Consider the following 13354-nt stretch of genomic DNA (forward strand, 5'->3'; position numbering starts at 1 on the left):
TGCCCAACAATAGCTCAAAACCTCTGCCCTAGTATTTCTGAGTATTTATACTCATCGCAAAAGTGACACGCTCCCATGCAAAAGGAAGTATGAGCCATTTATTCTTAGTTCAATAGTACAATTTTGACATTTGCCTTTGAGGGCGAGTTTTCTTCTCCAGTATATAGCACTTTACAGTTGGGTGAGGTACACCTAAATAGCTGTAAAGCTTATAGAACCGATTTGGGAGATCTGATGATGAGCTAAGATCGGAAAAAAATGTCGTACTCCCGCAGCTTAACCGATTAAAGAGTGGGAACTTATCGAGCCATTATTACCCCGAAACAAGAAAACCAGACCGCTACTCAGTCAAAGAGAGAAATCTTGGATGTGATCTTCTATGACTCGCCAGCGGTAAACGCACGGGTGGTGAGAAACCTGGTTTTTTGCATCATCCTTCGTGACAGCTCGCAGAAACGGTAAAAAACCCGGTTTCTGAAGGTTGTGATGCGTAAGTCCCAATCTCAAATCTCAAATCTCAAATCGCTTGACTGTGCAGCTTGGCTGAGAATAGTACAAGATGTTAAGTGCGATTCCCTACGGGATAGCTTCGCTTCACGCAAATTTACAAACACCAGCCGATCGAAGCTTATGGGTGACATTAATCGATGCTACGAAATCCTCGAAATTGAGCCTGGAGCTTCCCTAGAAGAAATTAAGCACGCTTACAGGGATTTAGCGTTTGTGTGGCATCCCGAGCGGTTTGCACACAACGATCGCCTGCAACAAAAAGCTGAACAAAGATTAACAGAAATCAATCAAGCTTACGACGAGTTGGTGTTGTTTCTGAGTCAGCCTCAACCGAAGTCGATATACGAACAGTTTCAGCAGCAGCCACCGCAGCCACCGCTGGAAAAGCCGCCAGAAAAGCCCCTGAGAAGGCGTTCGGGAAAATCAGCCGGTAAAGTTGGTTCCCAGCGCACTCAAACCAGGCAAAAAGCCGCATCAAAAAAAACTCAAACTCAAAACAACCCGAAAAGCAAGAAACGATTGACAACTCAAAATCGGGAAGCGTCGCGAGGAAGAAAGCCATCCGGGCGCAGCGCGGCGAGGGAAGCGCGGCCATCTCAAAAATATTCATACCTTACCCCGACCCGGAAAAAAGAATTTCCGACTCAATACTCAAAACCGTGGCCATCTCAAAACTATTCAAGCTTCCCTTGGGGGCCGCTGACAATCGCCGTGGCGAGTTACGCTGTCACCGGTTGGATTTTGACGGTATCAGCCGCCCCGCTGTGGATGTGGGCTTTAATCTGCGGTGCTGATTGGCTGTGGGCGGCGATTTTGCTGGCGGAGGGTTCGGCAACGCCCAGAGTGTGGCTGGCGGCGTTAGTTTTGGCTGGGGCGGTAGGGGGGTCGATCGCCGGTTTTCAGGCGGGAGGAATGGTAACAGGGGCTGCTTGGGGGGCAGTTGGGGCTGGTTTGGGGGCGATCGCCAGTTCCGAGGCCGAGTCGCGGGCTGTGGCTGCTGTTTTGGCTGTGGCGGGAGTGGTGACAGTGGTGGGATTGATGGCTGGAACGGGTTCTGGGAATTGGGTCAAGGCGTTGGTTGTGGCGGTGTGTTGGGCGATTGTTGGCTTGACGTGCGGGCTGGCGGCGGAAGTAGGCGTGAATTCTGGCGGCCCCGTCGGGCTCGGAGGTGCGATCGGGCTGGGGATAGGGGCGTGGGCGGGGGTTTTGGCTGGGGCTGGTTCGGGGGCGATCGCGCAAGCCTTGGCCATCGCTGGATCTAAGACTGTTTATGGGGCTTGGGCTGCGATCGGGATTATTGCTGGAGTTGTGGCGCGGATGGTAGCTGGGGAAAGGTCGATCGCCACCGGCCGTGGGTTCTACACATTTATCCTGTTAGTCGCTACTTCTGGTTTCGGGCTGTGGCTGGGCCGCTGGTTGGTCGATCGTATCTTTTAAATTAGTCAGTTGTCAGTTGTCAGTTGTGAGTTGTCAGTTGTCATCACTCAACGCCGTCAACAGTTAACAGTCAACAGTCAACAGTCAACAGTCAACAATTCCCAATTACCAATTACCAATTCCCAATTACCAATTCTCCATTTCCATCAATAATTAATGTAAAATCTGTGACAGGAATTTCTTTGTCCGCTCGTTAGAAGGATTGTTAAAAAACTTATCGGGAGTAGTATCTTCCACCAGCACACCATCAGCTAGGAAGATAATGCGATCGGCGACTTCACGGGCAAAGCCTACTTCATGGGTAACGCAAACCATCGTCATGCCGCTATCCGCCAGACCTCGCATTACCTGCAACACTTCCTGCACCATTTCTGGGTCAAGGGCTGAAGTCGGCTCATCAAAAAGCATCACTTTAGGACGCATGGCTAAAGCGCGAGCGATCGCCACCCGTTGCTGTTGACCACCGGACAGTTGTCCGGGGTATTTGTTGGCTTGGTGAGCAATCCCGACTCGCTCCAGCAGTTCCATGCCCAACTTGTCAGCCTCTGATTTAGACATTCCGCGCAAGTGGATCGGCGCTAGAGTGACATTGCCCAAAATTGTCAGGTGAGGAAACAGGTTAAATTGCTGAAATACCATTCCCACCTCGCGCCGCACCATTTCAATGTTTTTAGCATCGTGCGAAATCAGCGTCCCATCAATCTCAATGCTGCCTTTTTGGTATGGTTCTAACGCATTGAATGTACGAATAAAGGTGGATTTGCCAGAGCCCGATGGCCCCATTAACACCACCACCTCGCCTTTATTTACAGTCAAGCTGATTCCTTTGAGTACATGAAACCCATTGTCATAGGTTTTTTCGACATTTTTAGCGATGATGATTGGCTCTAAGCGATTGCTTAACCCGGTGGCTTGATTGGCGCTAGATTGGGAGTCGTACATTTTAATATTTTCCTTGAGATATGTTTGGGAATTCGAGATCGATCGTTGATTCGTTTTGTTGATTTGCCGTTGACCTAAGTTGCTGGAGGAGGAGTCAAATCTGGCAGCGGCTCGCCAAACCATTTCAACGAAAGTTCATTTAATTTGCCTGACTGCTTCATGTCATCAATAATGCTGTCAAGTTTTGCTACTAGCTTTAGGTCTCCTTTACGAACACCGACGTAGCAGGGTGAGTTTTTCATGATGAACTTGTTTTCAATTTTGATATTGGGATTATCGCGAATTACTTTGGCAGCGACGACATTCCCAGTAGCAATCAGTTCTACTTGACCTGATATCAAAGCAGATGCAGTTAAACTGTTGCTAGAAAATCGTCTGACTAGAGGCGCTTGGTCTGGCGATAGCTTGGAAATTTCTAAATCTTCTAAAGAACCTTGAGCAACGCCAAGCGATCGTCCTTTTATATCGTTGAGTGAGGGCGCTTTGATATCTGGACTGCCATACACCCCTGAAAAAAATGGCGCATAGGGCTTGGAAAAATCAATAATTTTGGCGCGAGCTGGATTTTTGCCCAAACTGGAGATCACGATATCAACGCGATCGGTCTGAAGAAACGGAATGCGATAGTTGCCGATCACAGGCACTAACTCCGATTTGACTCCCAAAGCCTTGGCGATCTCGTTTGCCACATCGATGTCATAGCCTTGCGGCTGCATATCGAAACTCATCGATCCAAACGGCGTAAAGTCATTGGGAACTGCTACTTTGATCGCTCCTGCTGCCATGATTTTGTCTAAAGTTTTATCTGGCTCACCCTTAGGAGGTGCAACTGCCGAAGGGTTAAACACAGCCATTGAGGTTATGGACGTAGTTGGGCTCGAGCAAGCAGCAATGCTCACAGTCAGAATCAAACTGGCGAGAAACAACGCGATCGCCCGATGCCATTTGTTGGGAATCAATTCCTTAAATATTTTCATCATCAGCAACACTCCAAATATCCCTATGGTTGATATTTCTATGATTTGTAGTTGAGTTGCTTCTCCAACCGCTGACTCCAAAGAGATAGCGGATAGCAAAGAATAAAATAAATTAGACCAGCTATCGAAAAGACCAAGAGTGAGTTCAATGTGACATTATTGATCTCAGAAGCGACACGAGATACCTCAGAGAACCCAATTACTGATGCCAGCGAAGTCCCTTTAATTACCTGCACGAGGAAGCCGACAGTCGGTGCGATCGACATTTTAAGCGCTTGGGGCAGAACGATTAACTCTAGCTGTTTAGAATAGCCAAACCCCAACGCTGAGGCAGCTTCCCATTGTCCTGCAGGAACAGCTTCAATCGAGCCGCGCCAGATATCTGCTAGAAATGAACTGGTAAAAGCCGTCAGAGCAATGGTAGCGGCTGCAAGTGGCGATAAATTTATCCCAAAAACCACCGACATACCGAAAAATGCCAGAAAAAGCTGTAAGAGTAATGGTGTTCCTTGAAAGAACTCGATATAGATCAGACTTAAGCCTTTAATCCACTTGTTGGGAGATATCCGCATCAGCATCAATAAAAAACCAACAATTCCGCCTACAACAAAGGCGATGATAGACAAGATAATTGTCCATTTTGCCGCCACCACCAAGTTAATGAATATCTGCGGTACTGTAAATCCATTCATTTTATCTTTCCAATTAACTATCGTCGATACTGTGCAAACTTAAAAAATCGCCGCTCAATGAGATAGGAAATTCCTTTGATCGTCCAAACGATCGCTAAATAAATGAGCGATATGGCAAAGTAAACCTCAAAACTGCGAAAAGTCCGAGAATTGAGAAAATCTCCTGCAAAAGTTAAGTCCTCAGTGGCAATCTGAGACACAACACTCGTAAATAACACTGCCAAAATCACCTGTCCGATCAGGGCCGGATAAATATTCGCCAAGGCAGGCATCAGAATGATGTACCGAAAAACCGATATCTTGTTGAAGCCAAGTGCCATTCCAGCTTCCGTTTGACCTTTGCTAATGCTCTCGACTCCAGACCGCACAATTTCGGTCGAATAAGCACCAAAGTTTAAAGCAAGTGACAAGATTGATGCTTGCTCTGCCGTTAACTTGATGCCCAAATTTGGCATTCCAAAGAAGATGAAAAACAGTTGGATGATATACGGGGTATTCCGAATAACCTCCACGTAGGCTAAAGCGATCGCATTTTGGATTTTGTTGTCAGAGGTTCTACAGACTGCTCCAATAATGCCTATGACTAGACCGAATGCGATCGCGATAACTGATATCCTGAAGGTCGTTAATGCACCTGCAAATAGTAAAGCAAGATTATCCCAGACAATTGAGAAATCAAACTGATAGCTCATAAGTATTTGGGTACTGAAAGAGTATGAGAGTTTAGAGATAAGAGGTAAGTAATCACTAAAGACTGCTCGCAGCGAGCAGAGAATCCTATCTATGAATTTCTAGGAACCTAGCCAAAGTAATTGACTCACCTAACGCCGAACGTTTTAACCTCATAGCCGATCCGATCGGAGATAAGGGGCTTTGCTCCTCTCGGGGTTTTGTGCCCGTCTGCCCGAGGGAGAGAGACTTGGGGAGAGGATTTCAGCTATTTAACGTCTCGGTTGAATAATTGCGTACAGTATGCAAGCTTTAATAAATCGCTTCTGTTACGTTCATTACATTCTTAGGTAATCCTACTATTAATGCTCTGATGAGACCCTGTGGCGTTATCGTTACCTATAATCTTGAAAAGGTTGAGCTTCTCGAATCTATAAAATATTGAGAGCGAACTACTCTGCCGAATTCCAACTTACCGCTTTTTTCCATTCCGCTTCCGTCGGCAAGCGCATCCCAACAAAACAAGCATAGGCTTCTGCTTCATACCAGCTAACTCTACAGATAGGACGATCGTCTCCCACATCTCAGGAATCCCAGTATAGCAGCGGCTGCCAGCCATCTTCAGACCATCCTCAGACCATAAGAAGTTGCGCAGCAGGTCAAAATACGATCGAAAAAAGGTCGATCGACCATTCAATGCGATGAAATGCGGTGATTTGTAGCTAACAAGGACAACAAGCAATGGATTTGGTTAGCACTGAAAGTCTTGCTTTTATTGCCTCGTGCATAACTGGCTTCAGCATAACTGCCGAATGCTATAACTCCCAGCACTTATCGCTTTTAAGCAGCTCTTCAAACTCAGCCATTGGCAAAGCCTGACTGAAAAAATGACCTTGAATTTCGTCGCACTCGTGCGCGCACAAAAAAGCAAGTTCCCGCTCATTTTCTACCCCTTCAGCAATCACAGTCAGGTTCATAGAGTGTGCCATTTGAATAATCGCTACTGTAATCGCTGCATTTTGGCGATCGTCTGCAATATCGCGAATAAAACTCTTGTCAATCTTGAGCGCATCAAACGCAAAGCGTTTCGGATAACTCAGAGAAGAATATCCCGTTCCAAAATCATCAATTGCTATCCTAATTCCCATATTTCTCCACACCGTAAAAGCTTGACTTGCTGCCGTTTCATCTTGCAAAATTAGACCTTCCGTCAATTCTAATTCCAGACATTTAGGATCGAGATTAGTTTCTCTCAATATCTGGCTGACTCTCTCCGTCAAATTTTTGGATTCAAACTGGCGGGCTGACAGGTTGACTGCTACCCGCAGCGGAGGCAAACCCTCTGTTTGCCAAGCTTTAGTTTGCCGGCAAGCAGTCTCTAACACCCATTCGCCCAACGGTGCAATCAAGCCCATTTCTTCAGCCATTGGAATAAATTCCCCCGGCGAAACTCTGCCCCTTTCTGGATGATTCCAGCGCACCAAAGCCTCAGCCCCAATAATTTTTCCTGTTTTGATTTCTATTTGCGGCTCATAGTAAACCTCAAACTCCGAGCGTTTCAAAGCATTGCGGAGAAAAGTTTCTTGAGTAAATTTTTTGATGGAAATCTTCGCGAGTTTTGCAGTATAAAACTGATACTTATTGCCACCTTGTTGCTGAGAATTATACATAGCTGTATAAGCATTTTTCAGCAGTTCGTCTCCATCGCTGCCGTCGCCCGGAGATAAACAAATGCCGATACTTGCCGTGACGTACAGTTCTGAGTCTTTGACAATCATAGGTTGGGCTACAATATCTAAAATGTTTTGAGCAATCTTGGCAGCATCCTGTTTTTCTGCAACTGGTTGGAGAACAATTGCAAATTCGGCAGCTTTCAAACGAGCCACAATATTAATGTTCTCCGTGCAGTTACTCAGCCGCTGCGCAACTTTGCAAAGTACGGAGTCGCCGATATCGTGTCCCAAGGTACTGTTAATCCGGTTAATTTTATCTAAACTGAGAGTGACAACGGGAATCATTGCTGGCAATTCTTTTTGCTTGTCTAATACCTGATTTAGCAGCTCTCGCAACAGCAAACGATTTGGCAAGTTTGTCAAGCAGTCGTGCTGATGCCGGTGGAGAGCTAATTGAATAGTTGTGTGCAGGTTTTTTTCCTCAAACGGTTTGACAATATAGCCGAAAGGTTTGGTCGCATTGACGCGCCGCAAAGTGTTTTCGTCAGCATAAGCTGTCAGATAAACTACCGGAATTTGAAAGCGCGATCGAATTTCTGCTGCTGCTGTAATGCCGTCGATTTCTCCTTGCAGGTTAACATCCATCAAAACCAAATCTGGCAGGAATTCTGCTGCCGATATAATCGCTTCTTCTCCCGAATAGACAATATCAGTTATTTTATAGCCTAGAGATATTAAACTGTCGGAAATGTCTTCCGCAATGATGCTCTCGTCTTCAACTATCAGAATTTTTTTGTGGAACACTAAATTTTCTCCTAAGAAGGCAATTTGGGTTGGGAAAAGGTTATTTTAAAAGTCGTGCCAGCAGTTTCTAACAGTTCTATTTTCCCCCGGATTTGCTTGACTAAAGACCCGACCAGTCGCAAACCCAACGTTCGGGCCTTTCGATAATCTAAGTCTTGAGGAAAACCAATTCCGCTGTCGCTCACGGTTAGCACGCAAACCCTGTTTTTATCTAAAGTAAAATCTATTTTTATTTTACCTTGAGTTTGTCCTGTAAAAGCATACTTTAGGGAATTGGTCACCAGCTCGTTGATAATTAATCCGCAAGGAACTGCCGTATCAATATTTAGCGAACACGGCGCAATATTTGTTTCTAACTTGAGGCCTTCTGCGTGAATTTCATAAGCTTGAAATAAATTGTGGGAGAGATTTTCGATATATTCAGCAAAGTCAATGTCTGACAAGTTTTTGGATTGATATAATTGTTCGTGAACCAAAGCCATTGACCTGACTCGGTTTTGACTTTCTTTTAACATTTCGCTAACGCGGCTGTCTTGGATGTAGCGGGACTGAAGTTTCAGCAGGCTAGAAATTACTTGGAGGTTGTTTTTGACGCGGTGGTGAATTTCTTGGAGCAGGACTTCTTTTTCGGCGAGGGAGGCTTTGATTTGCTCCTCATCCCGTTTGCGAGCTGTAATGTCGCGTACTACTGCTTGGAGAAATTTTTTTCCGTTAATTTCCATTGCGTTTAATAGAACTTCGGCGGAAAATTCTGAACCGTCGAGTCGTTTGTGTACCCAGTCAAATCGACAGCTACCTGTTTGCATTGCTGTGTTCATTCTCTGGGTCGCTAAACTGGCTGAATCTTGTCCGTTAGGCTGAAATGGCGGGGAAAATTCGCTCGGATGCTTGCCGTAAAATTCTTTTTTGTTGCTACAGCCAAATATTTTTAAGGTGGCGCGGTTGCAGTCAAAAAACTCTTTTTCGTCCAGCAACATTACTGCGTCGCTGGTGGCTTCATAAAGGCTGCGAAATTTGTGTTCAGATTCTTGTAGCGAGCAGATCAATTGATTTTTTAGAGCTTCGGCGCGCTTGCGATCGGTAATGTCTGTGCCTACAGAAACTGCTGCGCTTCCCTGATGGTATTTCTGAGCTACTATCAAATAATTGCGGACGCAGCCGTTAATTTCTATGTCTATTTCTTGCCAGGTTTGCTGAGAGGAACTGTCAAAAAAGTTGCGGATAATTTCTTCAAAAGTCGAGCCTTTGTTGAGAAAGTTGATTTCTTGACCGACAAAGCTTTCTGGAGACAGTTTGAACGAGGTTGCTAAGTGCTGGTTGACTCCGATATACCGCAAATCTGAACTTATCCAAGAAATCAGTCCGGGCACGGCATCCAAGACTGCGCGAAGTTGGTCTGTAGCTTCTTGGAGTGCTTCTTCCGATCGCTTGCGATCGCTAATATCTGTCGCCGTTCCGCACAAACCTAATATAGCGCCGTTTTCAGCTTGGTTGACGGTGCTGTTGATGCGGAGGTGGACGGGAGTACCGTCTTTGCGGATGTGTACTGTTTCGTAAGGAGAATTAGCTGTTTGCGGCTGAATGCTGGTTCTCGCTAAAAATTGCGCAAATATTTCTATTTGTTTGGTTTTTTGTTCGGGAAGCAAAAAATCGGTGAAGCGGCGGCCGATCATTTCTGGCGGTTCGTAACCGTAGATGCGTTTGGCGGCGGAATTGACAAAAGTCAAGAGGCCTTGAAAGTCGATCGACCAAATCAATTCTTGGGAGGTTTCTACGAGGTTGCGGTACTTTTTTTCGCTTTCAGCAAGTGCTGCATGGAAGACTGCCGTCTGCTGCTGAAGTCTGTCTTCTAATTCTTGATTTGCCGTTTCCAGAGTTGCGATAGCTCGATCGCGCTCGGTAATCTCAGTAGAAACACCGACAGCCCCGACAACTTCGCCGTTGCTATCTCGCTGCGCTGTCGATCGAATTTCGTGCAGAAAATGCCCCTCTCGGACATTCCAGGTGCGATCGTTTCCTGCTAGTACCCCGGCCATATTTTCTAAGATATCCGGCTGGCTGCTGTAAACTTCAAAAATCGACTTCCCGACAGTTTCACCGGGTTTGAGTCCCCAATTTTCTAATCCTTTGCCTTCTGCAAGGGTTAACCTGCCGTCTTTGTCTGTTGCCCACAGGAACATCGGCGCACAACTGACGGCGGCGTGCAGGGTTTTGTTGGCAAGTTTTAGCCGATCGATTTCTGCCTGAAGCCTGGCGCGGGTGTCGCTTAATTCTACCGTTAGTCGATCGGCTCGAAGCTGCCAACTGGCAGCAGTGTCGCACATTTCTGCGGGATTGCGCGATCGACAGAGGAATTGATTGCAGTGTGACATAGTTACTTTCGGATGCACTGTATATTTAACCCCAGCCTATTTTTTAAGCATAAACTTTTTAAGTGAAATATTACGTTCGCTGCGATACTCATCCGAGCAAGATGCGATAGTTTAAAGCTAGTTTAAAGGATGTAGGAATTGCGGCTAGATCGAACTTTCTGGCGAGCTTTCAGAAATTGACAATAAGCTGAATAATGCCTGCGAATCGGTACTTTTACGATAAGTATGTGTAGTTTTGCCAAAAGAAGTTCCGCAATCCTCGGCTTGCACAAGACATACCATTATAAAGTTATTATATTGGTTTGCGTATATTCACGTACCCAGCAATCGGGAATCGAGAAATTTGAAATATAGCCACCGCACCCGATGGTTAGGACGGGCTTAATTGCACTTTCCCCATGCAGTCGATCGCATTTTCCTTCTTCTTCCTTCTTCCTTCTGCCTTCTGCCCTCTTTCTTCCATCCGTTACATCAGTTACATCAGTTACATCCGTTACATCCGTTACCGAACTTCCTTCAATTAATTCCCCAAATTTTGACAGTTTTGTCTAAACTGCCGCTGATAATAGTTTCGCCATCGCTGCTAAAAGAAAGACAAGTAACAGAGTTTTGATGCCCGCACAGAGTGTGAATATGTTCGCCGGTACTGGCATTCCAAAATTTGATATTACCATCCGCACTCGCACTGACAACAGTGAGTCCGTCGGGACTAAAGGCGATCGCATTTATCGAGTTAAAATGCCCTGCCAAAGTGATTGAACTATCTGGATTCGATAGCTGCCGCAGTTGAATATTTCTGTCCCAGCCGCCAGCAGCCAAAGTCTGCCCGTCTGGACTGAAAGCCAGACAATTCGCGAAACCTTTAACTGTTTGGGAGCATTCTCGGCTGCGGAGGTTCCACAGTTTAATTGTACCGTCAGAACTGCTGCTAGCGAGAGTTTGTGCGATCGGGCTAAAAGCAAGACTAACAATTCCTGCTTTATGAGCTCCCCAAGTTAAAAGATTGCCAAAGGTACAGATTAACTTTCCCGTCTCTAAATTCCAAATTTTGATAGTAGTATCTGCCGAACCGCTGGCGATAACTTGACTGTCGGGACTGATGACAATTGCGCTAATTTCCGCTTCATGTCCGAGGGAAGTATGCCGCAATTCTCCTCCCTGCCAAATTTCGATCGCACGGTGTTTCGGAGTATTTCTGCTCCTTACAAAAACTTCGCTTTCTTGGCAAAGGACAAAAGTTTCTTGAGCGCGGGGATACTTGTCAACAGTATAGAGTATTTCTCCTGTCTCTACATCGCAAATTCTAATTATTTTCCCGTGCAAACTCGCCGTGCGAGATCCTCCGGGACTAACCGCAACATTTGTCCCAGTTTTGACACTGCGGATGCAGTCAAAAAGCTTGTAAGGGACGAATTCTTTTAAAGCTTGGCGCACTACAGGTTCTGTCCTCGATCGCAAAATTAAATAAGCAACTCTCTGCACTTCTGCCGCAGGGTCAAGCAGCGCCTCAATTGCTAAATTTAAACCAGCGCCTCCGTATTTAGGAGCATCTTTAACGGCGGCAATCCGCGGCTCTATACTGGGACTGTTGAAGCGCTGCTTTACCCCGGCGATGCCTCCCAAAACTGCGCCGGCGATCGGGATTTGACTTTGGCCGCCGAGGACGGCATCATATTCTCTGGGTTGGTTAGAATTGTCGGCCATCATACGATTTTAGATTTTAGATTTTAGATTTTAGATTTGAAGAATTGGAGGATTGAAGAAAGCGAACTCACGGATAAATCTGGGGAATTGTTATCGGATACTATGTTTTTAATTTCTGCACAGATGAATCCGCGGGCTTGTAACCGGGCTGCTTTCGCTGACGCTCAAACCTGGTTTAAGAGCGCAACTTATAACTTATTGACTGTTGCAGTTTATAGTATTATAATCAAATCAGCGTTTCACACAAAAATCCGAAAGTGATATGTCACACTTCACAACGATCAAGGTTCAAATCAACAACGGCGAACTGCTGCATCAAGTGTTGGAAGAGTTGGGTTATCAAGTAGAGTGCAATGTCCAGGTACGGGGTTATCGGGGCGACAAAACTAATGCCGAGTACGTGATTCGGCAATCCAACGGTTACGATTTGGGTTTTCGCCGCAGCGGAGAGGATTATGAATTGGTGGCGGATTTTTGGGGCGCTCGAATTAACCAGCAGGATTTTATCAATTCAATCAGTCAGAAATACGCGCGCAAAAGTTTGATGGCGGCGGTGCAGTCAGAGGGTTTTCATGTTGAAGAAGAGGAAACTTTGGCAGATGGAACGGTGAGAGTTGTAGTCGGTCGATGGGTTTAAAACTCGCGCTTGATTAACTCGTTTTTAGGTAGCCAGGACTTACGCAGAATCGGGGTTAAAATCAAATTTCTTCGTAAGTCCTAGTACCAATAGGAGAATCACCATGAAATTCGATCGCCCTGAACAACAAATTCAACAAAGTTGGGAGGCTAATGCTGACGCATGGATACAGGCGATCGACCAAAATCAGATTGAAAGTCGCCGCGCAGCAACCGATGACGCTATTCTGCAAGCAGTGCTGCGCTATAAGCCTCGGCGTGTTTTGGATGTTGGATGCGGTGAAGGTTGGCTGACGCGCGCCCTAGCAAGCCGTGGTGTTGAGGTTGTCGGAGTTGATGGTTGCGCTGTTTTGGTCGATCGAGCTTGTGAGAAAGGAGGCGGTTGCTTTCGGGCGATCGGCTACGATGAGATTATTGCCGATCCAGCGACACTCGGTCAACCCTATGATGGAATTGTCTGTAATTTTTCGCTACTCGGTGAGGAAATTGGAGATTTATTGCGATCGTTACGCAAAGCAATAGTCTCAGACGGACATCTGTTAATCCAGACAGTTCATCCATTCACAGCGTGTCAGGAACAGCCCTATGTTGATGGATGGAAAACCGAGACTTTCGACAACTTCGGCGGAGCTTTTCGAGAGCCAATGCCGTGGTATTTTCGCACAGTTAGTTCGTGGTTTCAACAAGTGTCAGAAGCTGGCTGGAGGGTCTGTGAATTCAAGGAGCCGATACATCCACAGACGCAGATTCCTCTTTCCATGCTGCTGATTTGTCAGTCACCAGGCGATTGAAACCTTGTCAAACGAACTCCGAGCAGAGGGGGACTGAAGAGGGAATTTTGTATAATGCGAGCGATGCGATATAATTAGAGGAAACAAGTAAACGAATATTAGCAAAAAAAGTTAATTACCATGAACATTACAGAGCTCAAGACAGCA

The 13354-nt window shown here is 46.0% G+C and carries 11 protein-coding genes; 3 read left to right on the plus strand and 8 right to left on the minus strand.

What is annotated here, in order from left to right; all coding sequences use genetic code 11:
- Window positions 1-630 precede the first annotated feature (630 nt).
- Window positions 631-1947, plus strand: coding sequence for a J domain-containing protein (locus tag QUA02_RS27035; RefSeq protein WP_333032368.1), 1317 nt, complete (start codon window positions 631-633; stop codon window positions 1945-1947).
- Between the two features lie 153 nt (window positions 1948-2100).
- Here QUA02_RS27035 and QUA02_RS27040 read toward each other — a convergent pair whose 3' ends face one another.
- The 8 genes from QUA02_RS27040 to QUA02_RS27075 form a co-directional block, all read right to left on the minus strand.
- Window positions 2101-2889 (minus strand): amino acid ABC transporter ATP-binding protein, encoded by a 789-nt coding sequence (locus tag QUA02_RS27040; RefSeq protein WP_333032369.1) that lies wholly within the window; start codon window positions 2887-2889, stop codon window positions 2101-2103.
- A 74-nt stretch (window positions 2890-2963) separates the two neighbouring features.
- On the minus strand, window positions 2964-3869 hold the full coding sequence (locus QUA02_RS27045; protein WP_333032371.1) for a transporter substrate-binding domain-containing protein: 906 nt from the start codon (window positions 3867-3869) through the stop codon (window positions 2964-2966).
- Between the two features lie 35 nt (window positions 3870-3904).
- On the minus strand, window positions 3905-4558 hold the full coding sequence (locus QUA02_RS27050) for an amino acid ABC transporter permease (protein ID WP_172187740.1): 654 nt from the start codon (window positions 4556-4558) through the stop codon (window positions 3905-3907).
- Window positions 4559-4575: 17 nt separating this feature from the next.
- A complete protein-coding gene (locus QUA02_RS27055) occupies window positions 4576-5250 on the minus strand; it encodes an amino acid ABC transporter permease (RefSeq protein WP_333032373.1) in 675 nt (224 codons plus the stop codon).
- A 429-nt stretch (window positions 5251-5679) separates the two neighbouring features.
- On the minus strand, window positions 5680-5808 hold the full coding sequence (locus tag QUA02_RS27060; protein WP_445305211.1) for an SUMF1/EgtB/PvdO family nonheme iron enzyme: 129 nt from the start codon (window positions 5806-5808) through the stop codon (window positions 5680-5682).
- Window positions 5809-6042: 234 nt separating this feature from the next.
- Entirely contained in the window at window positions 6043-7704 is a 1662-nt protein-coding gene (locus QUA02_RS27065; RefSeq protein WP_333032375.1) for a two-component system response regulator, read from the minus strand.
- Window positions 7705-7715: 11 nt separating this feature from the next.
- Window positions 7716-10076 carry a PAS domain S-box protein gene (locus QUA02_RS27070; RefSeq protein ID WP_333032376.1) on the minus strand — a complete coding sequence of 787 codons (2361 nt, stop codon included), beginning with the start codon at window positions 10074-10076 and terminating at the stop codon, window positions 7716-7718.
- Window positions 10077-10592: 516 nt separating this feature from the next.
- Window positions 10593-11783 (minus strand): WD40 repeat domain-containing protein, encoded by a 1191-nt coding sequence (locus QUA02_RS27075; protein ID WP_333032378.1) that lies wholly within the window; start codon window positions 11781-11783, stop codon window positions 10593-10595.
- A gap of 259 nt (window positions 11784-12042) precedes the next feature.
- On the opposite strand from QUA02_RS27075, the gene QUA02_RS27080 reads away from it, so the two are divergent.
- Window positions 12043-12417 carry a DUF1257 domain-containing protein gene (locus QUA02_RS27080; protein WP_333032379.1) on the plus strand — a complete coding sequence of 125 codons (375 nt, stop codon included), beginning with the start codon at window positions 12043-12045 and terminating at the stop codon, window positions 12415-12417.
- A gap of 103 nt (window positions 12418-12520) precedes the next feature.
- Entirely contained in the window at window positions 12521-13207 is a 687-nt protein-coding gene (locus QUA02_RS27085; RefSeq protein ID WP_333032380.1) for a class I SAM-dependent DNA methyltransferase, read from the plus strand.
- The last annotated feature ends 147 nt before the right edge of the window (window positions 13208-13354 follow it).

The organism is Microcoleus pseudofavosus SVA1_A4 (assembly GCF_036700565.1).
In the GTDB taxonomy this organism is placed as follows: domain Bacteria; phylum Cyanobacteriota; class Cyanobacteriia; order Cyanobacteriales; family Microcoleaceae; genus Microcoleus.